Annotated in this window: 16 protein-coding genes; 9 read left to right on the forward strand and 7 right to left on the reverse strand. The window is 34.2% G+C overall.

The features are described from left to right. The first annotated feature begins 165 nt into the window (after positions 1 to 165). From ahpC to INT39_RS00690, 3 genes are all read left to right on the forward strand, one after another. A complete protein-coding gene (ahpC, locus tag INT39_RS00680; RefSeq protein ID WP_193015285.1) occupies positions 166 to 729 on the forward strand; it encodes an alkyl hydroperoxide reductase subunit C in 564 nt (187 codons plus the stop codon). 70 nt (positions 730 to 799) lie between these two features. Then, positions 800 to 2,365, forward strand: a complete 1,566-nt coding sequence (gene ahpF / locus INT39_RS00685; RefSeq protein ID WP_193015286.1) for an alkyl hydroperoxide reductase subunit F — start codon at positions 800 to 802, stop codon at positions 2,363 to 2,365. A gap of 169 nt (positions 2,366 to 2,534) precedes the next feature. Further along, positions 2,535 to 3,527, forward strand: a complete 993-nt coding sequence (locus tag INT39_RS00690) for an alpha/beta hydrolase family protein (protein WP_193015287.1) — start codon at positions 2,535 to 2,537, stop codon at positions 3,525 to 3,527. Between the two features lie 119 nt (positions 3,528 to 3,646). Here the strand turns inward: INT39_RS00690 and catA are convergent, their stop codons facing one another. Then, positions 3,647 to 4,288 (reverse strand): type A chloramphenicol O-acetyltransferase, encoded by a 642-nt coding sequence (gene catA / locus INT39_RS00695; protein WP_193015288.1) that lies wholly within the window; start codon positions 4,286 to 4,288, stop codon positions 3,647 to 3,649. Between the two features lie 247 nt (positions 4,289 to 4,535). Between catA and INT39_RS00700 the strand changes: the two genes are divergently transcribed. Then, on the forward strand, positions 4,536 to 5,012 hold the full coding sequence (locus INT39_RS00700) for a hypothetical protein (protein WP_193015289.1): 477 nt from the start codon (positions 4,536 to 4,538) through the stop codon (positions 5,010 to 5,012). Positions 5,013 to 5,092: 80 nt separating this feature from the next. Here the strand turns inward: INT39_RS00700 and INT39_RS00705 are convergent, their stop codons facing one another. From INT39_RS00705 to INT39_RS00715, 3 genes are read right to left on the reverse strand one after another with little or no spacing between them, the layout of a single operon-like run. Then, positions 5,093 to 7,606, reverse strand: coding sequence for a PEP/pyruvate-binding domain-containing protein (locus INT39_RS00705; protein WP_193015290.1), 2,514 nt, complete (start codon positions 7,604 to 7,606; stop codon positions 5,093 to 5,095). Then, a complete protein-coding gene (locus INT39_RS00710; protein ID WP_193015291.1) occupies positions 7,590 to 8,471 on the reverse strand; it encodes a phosphatase PAP2 family protein in 882 nt (293 codons plus the stop codon). Before INT39_RS00710 ends, INT39_RS00705 begins: the two co-directional genes overlap by 17 nt. After that, positions 8,465 to 9,574, reverse strand: a complete 1,110-nt coding sequence (locus INT39_RS00715) for a 1-acyl-sn-glycerol-3-phosphate acyltransferase (protein WP_193015292.1) — start codon at positions 9,572 to 9,574, stop codon at positions 8,465 to 8,467. The genes INT39_RS00710 and INT39_RS00715 overlap by 7 nt, the downstream gene beginning before the upstream one ends. Positions 9,575 to 9,704: 130 nt before the next feature. On the opposite strand from INT39_RS00715, the gene INT39_RS00720 reads away from it, so the two are divergent. From INT39_RS00720 to INT39_RS00735, 4 genes are all read left to right on the forward strand, one after another. Next, positions 9,705 to 10,202, forward strand: a complete 498-nt coding sequence (locus INT39_RS00720) for a GNAT family N-acetyltransferase (RefSeq protein WP_226944456.1) — start codon at positions 9,705 to 9,707, stop codon at positions 10,200 to 10,202. Between the two features lie 187 nt (positions 10,203 to 10,389). Continuing rightward, positions 10,390 to 11,298 carry an AEC family transporter gene (locus INT39_RS00725; RefSeq protein WP_193015293.1) on the forward strand — a complete coding sequence of 303 codons (909 nt, stop codon included), beginning with the start codon at positions 10,390 to 10,392 and terminating at the stop codon, positions 11,296 to 11,298. Positions 11,299 to 11,551: 253 nt separating this feature from the next. Beyond that, complete coding sequence (locus INT39_RS00730) at positions 11,552 to 12,874, forward strand: hypothetical protein (protein ID WP_193072064.1); 1,323 nt, start codon at positions 11,552 to 11,554, stop codon at positions 12,872 to 12,874. A gap of 68 nt (positions 12,875 to 12,942) precedes the next feature. Continuing rightward, positions 12,943 to 14,394 carry an AMP nucleosidase gene (locus INT39_RS00735; RefSeq protein WP_193015295.1) on the forward strand — a complete coding sequence of 484 codons (1,452 nt, stop codon included), beginning with the start codon at positions 12,943 to 12,945 and terminating at the stop codon, positions 14,392 to 14,394. Between the two features lie 98 nt (positions 14,395 to 14,492). On the opposite strand, the gene INT39_RS00740 is transcribed toward INT39_RS00735, so the two are convergent. From INT39_RS00740 to INT39_RS00750, 3 genes are all read right to left on the reverse strand, one after another. After that, positions 14,493 to 15,071: a DJ-1/PfpI family protein gene (locus tag INT39_RS00740; RefSeq protein WP_193015296.1), complete on the reverse strand. Its 579-nt coding sequence runs from the start codon at positions 15,069 to 15,071 to the stop codon at positions 14,493 to 14,495. A 59-nt stretch (positions 15,072 to 15,130) separates the two neighbouring features. Beyond that, a complete protein-coding gene (locus tag INT39_RS00745; protein WP_193015297.1) occupies positions 15,131 to 16,123 on the reverse strand; it encodes a tyrosine-type recombinase/integrase in 993 nt (330 codons plus the stop codon). A gap of 341 nt (positions 16,124 to 16,464) precedes the next feature. Continuing rightward, a complete protein-coding gene (locus INT39_RS00750) occupies positions 16,465 to 17,499 on the reverse strand; it encodes an isoaspartyl peptidase/L-asparaginase family protein (RefSeq protein WP_193015298.1) in 1,035 nt (344 codons plus the stop codon). An 803-nt stretch (positions 17,500 to 18,302) separates the two neighbouring features. Between INT39_RS00750 and INT39_RS00755 the strand changes: the two genes are divergently transcribed. Then, positions 18,303 to 19,376: an HlyD family secretion protein gene (locus INT39_RS00755; RefSeq protein WP_193015299.1), complete on the forward strand. Its 1,074-nt coding sequence runs from the start codon at positions 18,303 to 18,305 to the stop codon at positions 19,374 to 19,376. Positions 19,377 to 19,381 lie beyond the last annotated feature (5 nt).

Raw genomic sequence — 19,381 nt, forward strand, 5'->3', positions numbered from 1 at the left:
ACTTTCTTTTTGTATATTTGCGTTTATGGCTACATTTCGTTAACCTACCTCTATCAATTTCTTCAACTCATTAGGTAAAACCTATTAAACTGATAGCAGGAATGTATTAGCTATTCTCAACTGGAATAGATACATTAGTTCTCATACCAAACAGGAGGAAATACAATGTCTTTAATTAATACCCCAATCAAACCATTCAAAAACATGGCATTTAAAGACGGTCAATTCGTAGAAGTGACTGAGAAGGACGTCGAAGGTAAATGGAGCATTTTCTTCTTTTACCCTGCAGACTTCACGTTTGTGTGCCCAACTGAATTAGGCGACTTAGCTGATCATTATGCTGAGTTCCAAAAAATGGGCGTAGAAATTTATTCAGTTTCTACTGATACACATTTTACCCATAAAGCATGGCACAGTAGCTCAGAAACTATTGGTAAAATTAAATATGGCATGATTGGCGACCCAACTGGCGCATTAACGCGTAACTTCGAAAATATGCGTGAAAATGAAGGTCTAGCAGATCGCGGTACTTTCGTTGTTGACCCACAAGGTATTATTCAAGCAATCGAAGTCACTGCTGAAGGTATTGGTCGTGATGCATCAGACCTGTTGCGTAAAGTAAAAGCGGCGCAGTATGTAGCTAGCCATCCAGGCGAAGTTTGCCCAGCAAAATGGAAAGAAGGTGATGCTACTTTAGCTCCATCACTGGATTTAGTTGGCAAGATCTAAATAAGAATTAAGCCACTAAACAAGTTATTTATCGGGTGTTTCGGCACCCGATTTTATTGAGGGTGCAAAAATGTTAGATAATAATTTAAAAGCTCAATTGAAAGCTTATTTAGAACGATTAACCCAGCCGGTTGAGTTAGTCGCAACATTAGACGACAGCAAACATTCTGCTGATATCCAAGCGCTATTAAAAGAAATCGAACCATTATCCGATAAAGTCACTTATCGTGAAGATAATAACGCTGATGTGCGTAAACCATCTTTTCTTATTACTAACCCAGGAAAAGAAACTGGTGTTCGTTTTGCAGGTTCGCCATTAGGCCATGAATTTACTTCATTAGTTTTAGCATTACTGCAAACAGGTGGACACCCATCAAAAGAAGCACAAGAATTACTTGAACAAATTCGTCAGTTAGACGGTGAGTTTCATTTCGAAACCTATTATTCGCTCTCTTGTCATAACTGCCCAGATGTTGTTCAGGCATTAAACTTAATGGCGATTTTAAATCCGAAGATCACGCATACCGCGATTGATGGAGGCATGTTCCAAAATGAAATTCAGGAACGTAATATCATGGGCGTTCCTGCTGTTTTCTTAAATGGTAACGAGTTTGGTCAAGGCCGTATGACCTTAGCTGAAATCGTTAACAAAGTAGACAGCAATGCAGAAAAACGTACTGCAGAATTGTTAAACCAAAAAGATGCATTTGATGTGTTGATTGTGGGTAGTGGACCTGCGGGAGCTTCTGCCGCGGTTTATTCAGCACGTAAAGGTTTAAATACAGGTCTTATTGGTGAGCGTTTTGGTGGACAAGTTCTTGATACTGTTGATATTGAAAACTATATCTCTGTACCAAAAACAGAAGGTTCAAAATTGGCGGGGGCATTAAAAGCTCATGTTGATGATTACCAAGTTGATGTAATTGATAGCCAAACGGTAAGCCGTTTAATTCCGGGGGCATCAGTAGGGGAATTACACCAAATTGAAACGGCATCAGGTGCAATTTTAAAGACCCGTAGCTTAATTATTGCAACAGGTGCTCGCTGGAGAAATATGAATGTGCCCGGCGAAAATGAATACCGTACTCGTGGTGTAACTTATTGTCCACACTGCGATGGTCCGCTCTTTAAAGGCAAAAGAGTCGCCGTTATTGGTGGTGGTAACTCAGGGGTTGAAGCTGCGATTGACTTAGCGGGTCTCGTTGAACACGTAACAGTATTAGAATTTGCGCCAGAAATGAGAGCCGATGCGGTATTACAGAAAAAACTGCGTAGCTTAAGTAATGTAGACGTTATCTTAAATGCGCAAACTACAGAAGTGTATGGTGATGGTACTAAATTAACGGGTCTAAAATATAAAGATCGCACCAATGATTCTATGCATGATATTGCATTAGCAGGTATTTTCGTTCAAATCGGCTTATTACCTAATACACAGTGGTTAGAAGGCACTGTTGAGCGTAATAAGATGGGCGAAATTATTGTTGATGCTCGTGGTGAAACCAATATTAAAGGTGTTTTTGCCGCTGGTGACTGTACTACAGTACCTTATAAGCAAATTATTATTGCCGCGGGTGAAGGTGCTAAAGCCTCACTTAGCGCCTTTGATTACTTGATTCGCACGACTGCAAAATAAGTAAACTAGACTTAAAAATTAACTATTTTATATTGTAAAAAGCATCTCGGTTGAGATGCTTTTTTTCTGTCTCACACTTACCATTTGTCGAAAAACCTCTATTTATAAACCTCAAACAACCTATGCTATTATCTCGCCACTTAAATAATCTATAGGGAAGTTGATTGATATGAATATAAAAAATATGAGTTTTCGACAAATTGTTCCTGCACTTCTTTTTTCTTTGGCGAGTGTTAGCACTTTTTCTGTTAATGCAGATATCGAAGTCCGTGATGAAACCTTATATGAAGCACATCAGCGCTTTAAAACTCAAATTATAAACGACAGTTTTGATAATATTGATCCGCCTTGGGAAGCACCACCAGAAATATTCAATGTGATTAAATATCCCGCTAAACCAGGCGATATGTATGCTTATTTAACACCACCACCTACAAACAAAAAAATTAAATTGCCTGCCGTAATTTGGTTAAATGGAGGATATGGTGGAATTGGCGGTGATGATTATTTTTGGCAACCTAAACCTGTAAATAATGACCAAACAGGGGCTATCTTTCGTGATCCTAATATGGTGTTAATGATCCCCTCATTCCGAGGTGAAAATACCAATCCTGGCCGTTATGAAATGTTTTATGGTGAATTGGAAGACTTAGAATCAGCGAGAGAATATTTAGCATCACTGCCTTATATTGATTCAAAACGTATCTATGTAGTAGGGCACAGTACAGGGGGCACTCGAGCATTATTAGCAAGTGAATATAGTGATAAATTTAGAGCTGTTTTCTCCTTAGGCGGAATACCTGATCTTAAATTAAGAGCTGAAGGGAATATGATTGTTGAATTGCCTTTTGATATAAATAAGGAAGAAGAATTCAATGTTCGTTCTGTATATCGTTATATTAAATCGATAAAAACACCGACGTTTTATTTTGAAGGACGTGATTATTTCTGGAGCGAATTTAATGAATTGCGTGGTGTCGCAATGGTGCATGATATCCCATTAAAAATATACAATATTAAAAATGGTGATCATTTCAATATCATTGTGCCGGTCAGTAAATTAATTAAAGATAAAATATTGTTAGATATTGATACAACTAAAGAAAGTAATATTCGGTTCACTAATGAAGAGATTAAATGGATCAATAAACAGCTTAGGTAATTATTGATAACTTCATTTATCTAAAGTGGATTACTTTAATAATAAATCGCTCTTTTATTTAATTGATAAAAGAGCGGTTTTTTATTTAAAAATCAATGTAGTTTTAAAAATTAATATAGTTATCCTGAAAACTCATCACATAACTCTTGGAGCTTATTGACCATTCTCGCCATATGAAAACCATCGCACGTAGCATGATGTACTTGAATGGATATCGGTAATAAAAAATTGTCACCTTGCTGAGTATATTTTCCCATAGTAAAAATAGGCGGAAAATAATCTTTTACATTAGCTATATTTAAATTAAATCCGTCAAAATCAACCCATGGGATCATCGAGATACTGAAATGATTTTCAGGAAAGTTGGGTTTTGCGGATAGACTCAGATTATCGTTATATTTTTGATAATCACGATTATATCCTTGCAAAAAAGAATGCCAATCCTCAACGTACTCACTCCATAACTCAGAGAAAGTCTCCGTTTCAGGGTGAAAAATGGTGTACGCAGGGTTGATATAATTCCAAATAACTAGTTCATCATCCTTGATTGCCATTCTTGACTCAGGGTAGCTATTAACCGTTTTCGCAATCAAATAGATCATTGCAGGATAAAACCTAAGATTATTTTTAGCTAATACTGCCTTCAAGACAGTAATATCTATTTTAGTTGTTAAGCTAAATCCACACTGCAAGTTATGCCGATAATGTAAGAAATGTTCTTTTCTATTCCATTGTTCTAAATCGATTTTTTTATATTTCATTTTAAAGCCCTTCTTGTTAAGTAATAAAGTTGTTTTTAACGAAGAAGGGCAAAACGGGTTGTTTGAATAGGTAGCATAATAGCTCCTGTTATAAAAGATAATAAAACACATTATTACACTAATTATCAAATTTTGAAGGTATTTTTGTGCTGATACCAATTTATAATAGCATTGTTTTGGAGAAAGGTATTAAGTGTATTATGATAAAAAGCATAAAGATCACTGTTTGAAAATGAAGGGATTTATAATGCAAGCTAAACTTGCTTACCAATGGAAACAAAAAAGGCGGGGGCGACTCTCTTTCTTAGGTTTAGAAATTGCTTGGTCAATTTTCTTTTCTATTGCCGAGAATTTAGCCTATCGATGGTATATATCATTTTATCCTGAAGACGCTATCTCTATTTTTGAAAATACTTTTTACTACCAATTCTCTTTTACTCCTTATGGTTTAATTGAAATAGCATTTTTAATAATACAAATCTATATATTTACACTGATCCTATCGCAACGAGTGAGAGATATAGGTATAGGTTACCCTGTTATTATTTCGTTTATCTTTACTGCGAGTCCTATATTATTAATGCCATACTTACTCTTTAATGCACCAACCATGTTGATGGTGTTTTCTTTTGTTTTATTAATAGGTGGATTGGTTGCCTTACTTGCACCTTCTGCTTATAAAATCGATATCGATATTAATAAAGATCTAAAGAAAAATAATTAGCTAAAAAGTGAGTTGTGTAAAACGAGAAAAAGCATCGTTTAGATGCTTTTTCTGATCTAGCCGTATTACTTTTCATGCAATTAAGACAAAATCTCAATTACACCTTTTTGCCCATCAACTTTAACTTTCTGACCATTCTTTAAAATATTTAAGATATTACGAACTCCCATTACTGCGGGTAATCCCAATTCTCTTGCAGTAACTGCGCCGTGAGATAATGGCCCACCACTTTCTGTAATAATACCCGAAGCGCGATAAAAAAGAGCTGTCCAAGCCGGATTGGTTGTTCTTGCAACTAAAATGGCATTTTGTGGAAACTCTGCAAAATTCTCAGGGCCATGAACAAGATAAACATTACCTTCAATAATACCAGCGCTACCCGCTAACCCTTTGAATTTTTGATCATTGGTATTTATTTCATCAGCACTATCTTCGCCATAAATCCATTGTGGAGTCACAGATTTTGCTTTTAAATATCCGGCTTTGTTTTGATATATGTGATGGCGTAACTGATTCCAACTTGTTGGATTATCTGCAAGGATTGCTTTAGCTAAAGGTTGTTCATTAGCAAAATAAATATCCATAGGGCAGTCTAAAACACTACGAATAACGAGCCTTTCCCCTAATGCTTTTAATCCACGACGCATTGGTAATGCAAGCCGAGTGGTTTGATAATGCTCTAAGTCATCAAGTGCAGTATAAACACGTGCTAATCGAATGATCTCTTGTAAAAAAAAGCGTAACTCTTCAGGTGCATCAGAAATAAGTGAAAACTCAGTTTCTGACTGTAGAATTTTTTTACTTAATGGATCATCAATCTGTTTATCATCTGATAAATCGGCCATTGCCTTAATTTGAGCCAATACGATATGAGGAGCATCTAGCCAAGTTGGATGATAAGCATCAAAATCTAATTCTCGGTGACCGTGATTCGTTAAAAATAGAGTAAATTGCTGGTGAAAGTGGGGATCACACTGCGCAATTTCTTGCATAATATTTTCAGGAACACTCTGCTCAATACATGTTAATAAATTTGGATATTGGCGTGCATAACGAGAAAGCACCCAAAGTTCAGCATTGACTTGCCCCGTTTTAGTCTCAGACATCGCAATTAAGTTATCAAAAGCAGTATGTGCATATTTTTCTTCTTTAAAAAATAGCTTTAATAATGCCATTAACGCTGAGTAGAGTGAACGTTGAGTCAATGATATGGCAATATTAGGTAAGAAATAATCAGCACCTAACTTATTAATTTTTTGCACATAATCCCATAACTGCGATAAATTTTTATCTTGTAAAGGTTCATTCATTAATGCGCCAATTGAGATTAAATACTTATCTAAATCTCGCATCCAAGTAATGGGTAATTCTTGTACCCAACTAAATTTTTGAGCTATCTCAGGAAGTGATTTTAATAGGGTAGGTAAATCATTCATCATAGAGGTAGGAAGGCGGTTGCTGTACAAAGAAACGGCATTTTGATTGCCATAAATATAGTAATCTTGCATGCCAAACCACTTACCATTAAATGAAGGAAGCCCCATAAGATTAAGGCTAAAGTTTAATGATGAATGAAAACCTGCTTCACACATATCCCATGTTAACGGTGTGATGGGATTAGGAAATCGTTCGGCAGATTCTTCTCTTGTCCAAATTGGTGCAATTTGAGTCACATTCCTTGATTGTAAAAGCCATAATTTTCCATTATGAAATGCCCATTCAATATCTTGTGGGAAATCAAAATATTTTTCTGCTGAAATTGCGAGTTCAGCAACTTGTTTACACTGTTCGGGTGTTAATGAAGATATAGAGCGATTTTGGTGTTCAAGAGGTAAAATTTCAGTGCCATTTTCAGCCATAACAATAGCATTTATTTTTTCTGTTATTGTTTTACTTTTTAATGCTAAGTTTTTCCTTTCAATAATAAACTCGTCTATAGGATCTTCACCAGCAACAACTGTTTCTCCTAAACCAAAGGCCGAATTAATTAATACAGTAGAAAGAGAACCTTGAACAGGATCAACAGAAAAGGCAACACCTGCGGCTTCGTCTTTTTGAACATCAATCATTCTTTGCAATACAATGGCCATTGATGCTTGAGTATGTGGCAAATTTAAGTGCTGGCGATAGAACATGACGTGAGTGTGCCACAACGATGCATAACACTGACGAATAGCATCTAGTAAGTTAGGTAACGTTTTAATACCTAACAACGTATCATGCTGACCTGCAAAAGCAGCACCAGGCATATCTTCTAGTGTCCCTGATGATCTTACTGCTAAAGGGATATCAGTTAATTGGAGTTCATCTAACCTTAAATTCAGCGAATGCGTTAAATTATCTGGTATTGAGGCTTGTAAAATAAGATGGCGTATTTGCTGGCTTGTTATCTCAACTTCTTGATCTTTCTTTGATAGTAAACGATTAATTTCGGGGAGTAAGGGGGTAATAAATAATTGATATGCGTAGCAAGAAAGAATCAAACCATCGGGTACAGGGAGTGATTGAATGGTTTTGGCTAAACTAGCACCTTTGCCACCACTAATAGATACCTCAGTGGCGACAGGTTCGTTAATTTTATAAATGAGTTCCATATTCGACCTTATTATTTTTACATGTGATGTAAAGCACTGAGAATGCAAGTAATGCACCAACAATAACATCAATACCATAGTGATAATGCAAATAAACAGTTGCTAAAATTAACCCCATAAGAATCGGTGATAAGCAATAGGCTGTTCTTCGATAACCTGAAAAATAGAAAAATCCAACAATATAAATCGTGATCCCTGTATGTAATGAAGGAAACACATCCATTCCAGTAATGCCTTTATCAACGAGCTCAGTTAAAAATAACGTCATGGCACCAGAATAGACTGGGTAGACAAAATCAGAAGGGAATGAAATATAAGGGCCTGCGGCAGGAATAGAAAAATAACCGATAAAGCCAAAAAAATACATCAACATTAAACCTAAAAAATAGTTTTTAGTAAGTGCTTTATTTCGGCTAAAAAAGAAGAAAAGGGCGCAGCCAATAATCAAAAAATAGAAACTAAAATAGCAAAATGAAAGAAGCTCACTTAGCCAGCCTGATTGTAAAAAAATCGTCCACTCTGGCAAGCTTTTTCCAAACCATAGGGTTTTATCCAATTTATATAAAATATCATCAAAACCCGATTGGTATAAACCATAGCGAATAGATTTAAATAAAGGAAAAATAGTCCAACAAGTCACTAGTTGTAACAAACCGAGCCAATAAAATCGTGAATAAGATGTTACGTGTCGATCTTTATATCCAATGAAAATTAATAAAATCCATAAAAAGAAACCTAAAAAAACAGGTGTTAGCATCTCTGTCGCGTGAATCAGCCAACTTCCATAAGTTCCTAAAGCCCAAATGATAAAAAGTTGTATCGAAAATAGCTGGTTAAAAAGAATCTTTGCTTTTGGGCTTAGCATATTTCAGCGCCTTTTTTTCTTATTAAAATTATACCAATAAGGGCACAAATTAATCCTGTAGCAATAAACAGGGGCGAAAAAAATAGCAGAATGATCAAGATAGGTAACCAAATAGCTGTGGCTATGCAGCCTCCTAAGATCTTAAAAAAACTAACCGTATTACGAGCATCTGCAAAATGAGACGCAATAAATGATGATAATAATATAGGAAACAAAATAAACATGAATAAAAATGAAATATAGCGCCAAATTAGAATAGAATTTAAAGAATGGTTTTCTATTTTAGGATGGTCATTATTTGATTGATATAAAATATTTTGATAATCAATAAAGGATTTTGCATAGGAATCCCCAATTTTATTTTTATTAAAAGCATAGTCTGATGCTTTCTTAAAAATATCAATATTTGGACAATTAACAGAAATATTATTTAATGCAGTGGAAACTTCTTGATGAATGTTTTTTTCCCATTCTCTCGTTGAGGAATTATCTAATTGTGAAGTTATGTCAATATTTTTACCAATATAAACTTCCACTTTTGAACTAAATTTATCAGGGGCTATATAAAATAATCCAATAGGAATAATATCAAAAACAACTCCCTCACTGATCAACGTCCTAATAATTCTAGCTGCGCCTCTTTGATATGGTAATGGCTGGAAACCCCACTCACTACTGCCTTCCGGAAATAAGAGTAAATCACCGCCTGCCTTTATATGTGCAATTGCTGCATCAGAGGGGCTTGAAAATATATTTGCATTTACACCCAAACGTTGTCTATCCTTTTTTCTAACTACGGGAATACCCGTAAAGAACAACCTCATTAAAGGACTATGTAATAATTGAATTGACGCTAAGGCCTGGGCTTTAGGAAATGCTTTTAATGCAATGTAACCATCGAAAGCACTGTTCCGATGACTACATAGAATTAACTTTGGATGTGTATTTTCGGCTTGATATCTATTATGGTAAATAAGTGAAATTTTAGAGAAGTAGATTTCTCTAATTGAAGTTGAAATGAATTGATAATAAAAAGGAAGTGGAGAACCCGCAACAAAAGAGGCGTGATTTTTTATTGTTGAAGGTGATACTGGATTAGGCATAAGATTTCCTTACATTATTCCTTCTACAAAAACATAGCACGCTCTCAAAGGAAGTAACACTAAAAATTTAAAAATTTAAAAATGTATTATTAGAATAATTTATTTCACTAAATTGAGGCACTTAATTCTAATGAATAAGATGGAAATGAGTATGATTCAACTTAGGCTCGCTGAGCCACAAGAAGCAAAAAGATTGTGGCATTTACGAAATCAAGCACTACGCTTTGGTTGTGAGAATGTGTATTCATCAGATATTCTAGCTGCTTGGACTCCCGATGATATGCCCGATGGATATCGACAAGCTATTATTGATAATCCATTTTATGTGATTGATTATCAAAAATATAATATTCCTGTTGCTTCGGGTTTTTTAGATGTAAAAACTGGATTTGCTGAAGCAATTTTTACGCTTCCTGAATATATGGGGAAAGGATTCGCTGGATTAATTTTAAAGCAATTAAAACATGAAGCAGCAAAAAGAGGGCAATCAAGATTATTTTTGGATGCGACCCCTAATGCAGTATTATTTTATTTAAAACAAGGATTTAGAGCATTAGAAGAGAGAGAGTATTATTCTAGTTTAGCAAAAGCAAACTTGCACTGTTATCGTATGTATATTGATTTATAAAAGGAATTTACTTTTAAATAGACTTAAAATTTCTAATATACTAAAAATAAAAAAGCTGTTCTTAAAATGCGATATTCGTTTATTTTTACCATTTTTTGAATTAGCTTTTATATTAATAACATAAAATAGCAATCCCCTTGATGTTGCGATATTGTAAACTATCATGATATCTATGGGAATAAGTACTATGCAAAATGTGTTATTAACGTTATGGCCTCTATTTGCGTTAATTACGTTAGGTGCAGTTTTAAGAAGAAATAAAGCATTTGAACCTGCTTTTTGGGTAGGGGCTGAGAAGCTTAATTATTTTTTACTTTTTCCTGCATTATTGATCAACAGTCTAGCAAATGCACCATTGTCTGATCCTCAATTACCCCACCTTGCTGGGGCTATTTTTCTCGTTGTCATTATTGTTAGTGTTTTATGTGTTATTTTAAAAAAAATAACACACTGGTCTGCTGGACGCTTTGGCGCGATTGTTCAAGGAAATATTCGGTTTAATACTTATTTAGGTTTAGCGATTGTCGCCGATTTATTTGGTACTGAAGGTTTAGGGATCGCAGCACTTATATTGGCAACATTGGTTCCATTATCAAATGTAACTTCAGTACTTTGTTTAACCGCCGGGCAAAATGTAACATTACGTCAATTATTATTACCTATCATAAAAAATCCTCTAATTATCTCTTGTATCATTGGTATTATAATAAATCTATCAGGAGTCGGGTTTCCTTTTGGTAGCGACCAGTTTCTTAAATTATTAGCTGCAACGAGTTTACCTTTAGGGCTGATATGTATTGGTGCTGCATTACATATTTCAACCTTAAAAGCGGAAAGTAAAATGATCAGTATGAATACTCTGACACGTTTACTTATTGTGCCGATAATAGCATATAGCGTTGCTTATTTTTTAGCATTATCTCCATTGGTTATGATGCTCTTGGTTATTTTCTTTTCTATACCAACAGCACCAACATCTTATATTTTAACCAGACAATTAGGTGGAGATGCAGAGTTAATGGCAGGAATTATCACCTCTCAAACAATGCTTGCAGCAATTACTCTACCTATCATATTAAGTATCTTAGCAAGATAGTTAAATTATCATTAAAATAAAGGTGTTTTTTTTATATATATTTTTTAATTTAATATTATCCTTTTTCTAAAATTAAAGGGAAAGGGATAATGTATGAATGTAAAAATAAATGTAGGCGGCATGGAAATTACATCTCGTAAAATGGAGAAGATTAAAAATCTCTAGTGATGTATCAGATGCATTAACAATATGGGAGAAAATAAAAAAATTCTTTCATATTGGTAATGTGGAGGAAAAAGAAAAAATACTATGCTTGATTAAAGATGTTTTTTTTAATAAAGAATTAAATCTATATAAAAAAATAGAAAAATTTGAGAATATAAAAAATTTATCAAAAGATGATAATGCTAGAAATGAGTTTAAAATAAAAATAATAGATGATTATTTATGTTTATCTATTGGGGAGATTGGGTTCAGACATGTATTTACTAAAGAAGGAGATATGATAGAGCTGGAAAAAATAAAAAAAATACAAGAAGATTTTCTTCATACAAAATCAATTGAAAATGATGGTTTCGACAGCGATAAATTATTTGAATACATTATTTTAGCAATTATCAATGATAAGAATACTTATCATTTTGATGAGCATGGAATGTTAAATGTAGATCTTTTTGATAAAGAAAAGATAAAAACTAATGTGATGAATTCTATTCTTAATGAGATAAAAAATAAAATAAATACTGAGGTTGTCGATAAATCTATTTTTTATAGTGATAAAATAAAAAATATTGAAAAATGTATTGAAAAATTAGAAATAAATAGTAATCAATTTATGATGGAATTAAGTAATACATTTAAAACTGATGAAAAGCATATAAAAAATAGAAATAATGAACGTTCCTCTGTGCTTAATGAAATTACAAATACACTACAAAAAGACTTGTTAAGAATGGACTATCGTTTATTTGATCAACCGCTAGTTGATAGGAATACACTTAATTTAAAGATAAATGAAATCACTGAAAATAAAGGAAAAGAAAGAGAAAAAGAAATTGAAAGCCTAAAGCTAAATATGATGAATGAAAGTTTGGAGAAAATACAAAAAGTATTTGAAGATGTGCCTATTGATAAAAAAATAATTATTTATAATTTAATGTCTCAAGGGGTATTCCAAATAGTAAAAGATTCTTTTCATGGTATAGATCCTTTAATTTTATTAGGTATTTCTCCAATTAGAGGGAAATCTATCGTAATGATTAACAAAGATGAACATGACAATCTCACAATTACTGTATCTAATAAAAAAACATTAAATGATAAAGACGACTTAGGTGAAAAAAATGCTGAAAATTTTTTCTATAATTATATAAGTAAAGGATTAGAACCTTATACAAAAAATAAAGTTAATTTATTACATTTTTTATGTGATAACGCACCCAATAAACCATCTAATTTAAATGAGGTCTTAGATATACTAGATAAAAATAAAGTTTATTCAGACTTAGATCCATCTGAAAACCTTCCTCTTTTGGAAGAAGAAATACAGTTGGTTTTTACCTATCATGTAAAAGATAAAAGCATCAACGTAGAGCCACATAAAAGTTATTATGAGTATTCCTATCTAAATATTTAGCACTATGGCATAAGGAAGCTTCTTGCTATTATGATTATAAAATCAATAATAAGTAAGAGGCTCTTTTTATGTCACAACCTCATAATCTTGAAATTCAAACAGTTATTATCAAACTAAAACAGCAATACCAAAATGCAGTTAATGCATTACGTAGTGCAATTGTTGATTATGTGCAAGATGGAAAATTACCCGATGTAAAACAAAGAGCAGAAGGTTTATTTGCTTACCCCCAATTAACAATACATTGGCATGGTGAAATAAAAACAGAAGATAAAACGAGAGCTTACGGTCGTTTATCTAAGTCTGGTACTTATTCTACAACCATTACTAACCCCGCTTTATTTGAAAATTACTTATCAGAACAACTGCAACTTATTACTGATGCTTACCATGCTACTTTTGAAGTTAATGCATCAAAACAAGAAATACCATACCCTTTTGTAATTGATGGAACAGGGATTGGTTTTGATCGAAATATGAGTGCCTCTTTAGCTAAATATTTTCCCACTACGGATTTATCTAAAATTGGTGATGAAATTACGGATGGATTAATTTGCGATAGAGAGGTTTTACCGCTTTCGCATTTTGATGCATTGCGTACGGATTTTTCATTGGCACGCTTAAAGCATTATACCGGTACATTACCTGAAGACATTCAACCCTATATTTTATTTACTAACTATAATCGGTATGTTGATGAATTTGTTCGTTGGGCTTGCGAACAAGTCGCAGATAAAAATAGTCCATATTGTGCTCTTTCTTGTGCTGGCTTCCAGAAAATTACAGCAGAAACTGTTGACCCTGAAAAGTTAATATCTGACTTAACTTGGAAGAAGTATCAAATGCCTGCTTATCACTTAATAGCAAAAAAAGGGCCAGGCATAACACTTGTTAATATTGGTGTTGGTCCTTCAAATGCAAAAACAATTTGTGATCATTTAGCGGTTTTACGTCCTCATGTTTGGTTAATGATTGGTCATTGTGGTGGTTTACGTGAAAGCCAACAGCTTGGTGATTATGTTTTGGCTCATGCTTATTTACGTGATGATCATATTTTAGATGATGTATTACCACCCGATATTCCCATCCCAAATATTGCAGAAGTGCAACGCGCACTTTATGACGCAACGAAAATGATTAGTGGTAAACCGGGGCATGAAATAAAACAAAGATTAAGAACAGGAACTGTTGTTACAACTGATGATCGTAACTGGGAATTGCGTTTTTCTGTTTCAGCAAGACGATTTAATTTAAGTCGAGCGGTTGCTGTTGATATGGAAAGTGCAACTATTGCCGCACAAGGCTACCGTTTTCGTGTTCCTTATGGCACGTTATTATGTGTATCAGACAAACCGTTGCATGGTGAAATTAAATTACCGGGTCAGGCTAACCATTTTTATGAAGGTGCTGTATCAGAACATCTGCAAATTGGCATTCAAGCTATTGAGTTACTTAAACAAGAAGAAGGTAGTTTACATTCTCGTAAACTGAGAACATTTAATGAGCCACCTTTCAGATAAATTTTAGTAATAAGAAATCCCCAAATTTAAATAACCCAATAATTTGAGGTTAGTTTATAGTTGGGGATTTTTACTTAATATAAAAAAGAAATAGAGAATTATTGAATCCAAAATGGATCACTATTTTTATCTTGATGCCATTGATATTCAATTTGCCATGCTAATTTTTCGGCGACTTCGTGACTATGTCTATCTGCAATAAATCCTAAAGCCATATCTGTACCAGCAGAAACACCCGAAGAAGTATAGTATTTACCATCAATGCACCAACGAGACTTTTTTTGCCATAATACTTTGTCAGATTGAGAAATAACCCAATTCCATGCTCTTTTATTAGATGTTGCTTGTCTATTATCTAATAATCCTGTTTTAGCTAATAGGGCAGATCCCGTGCAAACGGTTAAACACCATTGTGATTTTTCAGCCAATGATTTTATTGTATTTATCATAAAATCATTATTAATTAAATTTCGAGTTCCTTGACCACCCGGAATAAGAATAACATCAGAATACGAGATAGACTGAGTTAAAATTTCAACACCTTGACTACTTTTAACTATGCCGCCATTTAATGAAATACATTGCATTTCAATATCATCGATACGACCAAATATTTCGATAGGGCCAAAAGCATCTAGTGTTTCAAAATTATCAAAAAGTAAGATATTTATTTTCATTATTTTTCCTTGCTATGTTTATAAGATATTAATCTTAACAAGTTATTTGAAAACAAAACTTAAAAACGTAAATGTCGAGCTGCTTTTCTTAGTCTATCATCTCCACGTCGATCATAACGTTGGGTCGTCATAATACTCGCATGTCCCATTGCATCTTTTACAGTAACAATATCTTCACCATTATCCAGCATTGCGGAAGCAAAGGTTCTTCGGAGATCATGAGGTGCAAATTTATCAATACCACTTTCTTGCTGTCGAGTTTCTAGAATATAGTAAATGGCTTGGTCGGTTATACGTTCATCGGTGACATCATCAAAACGACGAATTCGAGTAAAAAGGGGACCATCTTGCGATCCTCTTATTTCATCAATCCATAGCTGAACACGATCCCAAGTATCATCTGGCATATAAGACATTCGTTCTTTATTCCCTTTACCTCTAACAATAAAGGCCTGATCACGAAATTGAATATGTTCATAATTAATAGCGACTATTTCTGAACGGCGTAATCCACATCCTAATAGCACACTTAATATTGCAGCATCTCTTAAACCTTTTGACGAATTATCTTTTTCACAACTTCTAAATAATGCCCGAATTTCATTGCTTGTTAATGCGCGACCTTTGGGTAATCGGCTTCCTCTAACAGATTTAACTTGGCGGATATGCTGATAACTTTCAGTATCCATTTGTTTCATTGCCCAAGCTTCTAAAGCAACCCCTTTTAATGCGGCAAGATAAGTATTAATAGTGGCAGGGGCTTTATGGGCATCAGACAACATATCAATAATAGCTTGAATATGATGGCGACGAAGTGCACCCCATTGGCAGTTTTTAAGGGAAGAAAAACCAATCATTTTGGCAACGATCGTTAAAAATGATCCCATTGTTTGGCGGCTACGTTTAGAGCCTAAACTCATTAAATAGGCCAATGCAGGATTAGTATGAGAGGGTGAGGTGAATGTTGTATTAAGATCCAATAATGCTTGTTTTTCAGACAACACTAGCGATGTTTCAGGTGTTAAATCCTGATCGTCGTGGTGAAATTTCACTGTGATTTCCTTATTAAATCAACATAACCATGATGAATATTCTAACAGATCCAAAAAAGAAAAAAGCTACTTTTTCAAAGGATCATTTTAATAAGTAGAAAAGATCGTGTTTGTTTTATCGTCAATTAGCGGGTTAATTGAACGACATTGGTATAAATGGCAACCAAATTGACCTAATCCAAAATTAGGAATAAATTTCTTTCAGAAAAAATGCAGAGAATAGAAAGGAGAAAAGGTGATTAGTAGGGTATTCGTACCCAAGATCTTTGTCTTTTCTCTGTTTAAAAGTAATAGAGATAAAGAGGAAATTAGGTACGAATTAGAAAAATAATGGCTTAAATTTACTCTTTATAAATGGCAACAACGGGTTTTCCATCATTACCAATTGTGCCCCGATACATGCCTTCAGAATTAAAACTCATCGTGTAGTTACCTGATTTATCTAATACGATAACGCCACCACTGCCATCAATCGCTTTCACTTCATCAAGTGCATTTTGTGCGGCTTTTTCTAAAGGTAAATTCTGATATTTAACTTGAGCTGCAATATTGAAGGCTGTTAATGTACGGATAAACATTTCGCCAGAACCTGTTGCAGATACAGCAACGGTTTCATTATCGGCATAGTTTCCAGCACCAATAATAGGGGAGTCGCCTACTCTGCCATAACGTTTATTGGTCATTCCTCCGGTCGATGTTCCCGCGGCTAAATTACCCTGTTGATCTAGTGCAACTGCACCCACGGTGCCATATTTATAATCGTACATCATCGGGTCAATAAAAAGTGCTGCTGTTTTTCCATCATGATCTAAAACGACTTGTTCTTTTTCTATCGCCTTTTGGAGTTGTTGCCAGCGGTGCTCAGTTCTAAAATAAGAGGGGTCTACAATAGTCAATCCTTGCTCTTTAGCAAAAAGATCTGCGCCGTTTGAAACCATCATGACATGAGGGCTTTTTTCCATCACTGCAATGGCGGCATTGATGGGATTTTTAACTGTAGTCACGCCAGCAACAGCACCTGCTTTACGGGTTTTACCATCCATAATAGAGGCATCAAGTTCATTACGCCCGTCATGTGTAAAAACAGCCCCTTTTCCTGCATTGAATAGAGGAGAATCTTCCATAACATTAATAGATTTCTGAACTGCTTCTATACTAGTACCTCCACTGTTTAAAACCGCATATCCAGCATTTAAGGCTTCGGTCAGTTTTTCTTTATATTCTTTTTCTTGTTCAGGAGTAATTGTGTCTTTAGTGATTGTGCCCGCACCACCATGAATAACAAGACGAATAGGGGACTGAGTATTAGCAAAAGCAGAGGTGGCAAACAGAGTGCAAAGTGTCATTGTGGCGAGTTTATACTTTATATTATTCATATAACCCTTCTTATTTTCGATTCAAATTAATTTGATATTTTCATATATTCTCTTACCGCTTTGTTCCTAAATTCTAATTAACTGTATCAATTGACTGTAATAACCAATTGCAATAATCACTATATAAAAAGTTTAAGACATAAGTGGTCTGAACACTTGAATTTATTTCTGATTTATCGATCTCTGTCATAGAGTGACTTTTCTTCGATTTTTATTTTTCAGTATATTCAAATGATTATGTTTTTTAGGTGTATTTTTATATCAGAAATAAAAGCAATAAATAAATGATAAAATATTTAAAATAGGAGGGGGAAAATAGGTTTACTCTATTTATATAATAAATACAATCTGTTGCTGTTAAAATTCACATTATTCATTAATTAATGATTAGTTATTTTTTAAAGCAAATAAAAATATCTTTTTAATATTGATAAATAATTGATAACTATTTGTTATTATTTCGTTTGTATTTGAATGTAATAGAAAGGTGTTTTCTATATACAAATTGTGTGCTTCCTCGAATAATCAAAAAGGGATAATGGATTCTGTGATAAAAGTACTACATTAATTTGAGTTAAGGCTCTATTATAGTAACATAATATTTATAATTCATAAGGTTAGCTTTTTATATTTTTTATTTTTATAGCTTGCACGTTAGCTTTATTAATATAAATAGACTATTTTTAAATAGAGATAAAATAAAAAATTTAATCAGCTTTCACTATTTAACTATTTTCTGGCATACAGCAGATAAACACATTTTTGGTATTATTTTATGGCTAAAGGAAGGTTAAATAATTTATATGAAAAATCAAAAAAAGAGTCGTTTTTTTGTTTACGGTATTATTCTTATCGCGGTAATTGCCGCTGGTATTTTTTGGTGGAGATCTCAAGCACCTACACTTCCTTCAGGATTTGCTCAAAGTAATGGGAGAATTGAAGCAACAGAAATCGATATTTCAACAAAAAGCCCAGGAAGAATAGACTCTATCTTAGTTCAAGAAGGTGATTTCGTTAAAGCGGGTGAAGTGTTAGCTAACATGGATACCCGAACACTTAAAGAACAACTTCATGAAGTTCAAGCTCAATTAAACCAAGCCAAAAGTAGTGTTGTTACTGCTCAATCAGCATTGTCACAACGTAAAAGTGAGCAACTTGCCGCTCAGGCTGTAGTTCGTCAGCGTATTGCTGAACTTGATGCCGCACAAAAAAGGCTTAATCGTTCTCGCACATTAGTAAAAACTAATGCCATCTCTATTCAACAATTAGATGATGATATCGCAAGAACAGAAGGCGCAAGAGCGGCCGTTGAAGCTGCCAAAGCTCAAGAAACGGCAACTGTAGCTGCAATTGAATCTGCCAAAGCTGGTATTATTCAAGCGAATACGAAAGTTGATGCGGCAACCGCAACCGAAAGACGCATTATGGCTGAATTAGATGATAGTATTTTGAAAGCCCCCCGCAGTGGGCGCGTTCAATACCGAGTTGCAGAGCCAGGTGAAGTCCTCGGCGCTGGCGGGCGTGTATTAAATATGGTCGATCTTAGTGATGTATATATGACCTTCTTTTTACCAACAGAGGCAGCAGGTAAAGCTGCATTAGGAAGTGAGGTTCATATTATTTTAGATGCCGCACCTAATATAGTTATTCCTGCAAAAACAACTTATGTTGCTAGTGTTGCTCAATTTACACCTAAAACAGTTGAAACTGATAACGAAAGATTAAAATTGATGTTTCGTGTAAGAGCTCGTATTTCCCCTGAATTACTCGAAAAACACCTTGAATATGTCAAGACAGGATTACCTGGTCGTGCTTATATTCAATTAGATAAAAACCAATCTTGGCCTACTGATCTAGAGGTGAAATTACCACAATGAGTCAA

It is taken from the genome of Pseudomonas sp. FME51 (assembly GCF_014897305.1).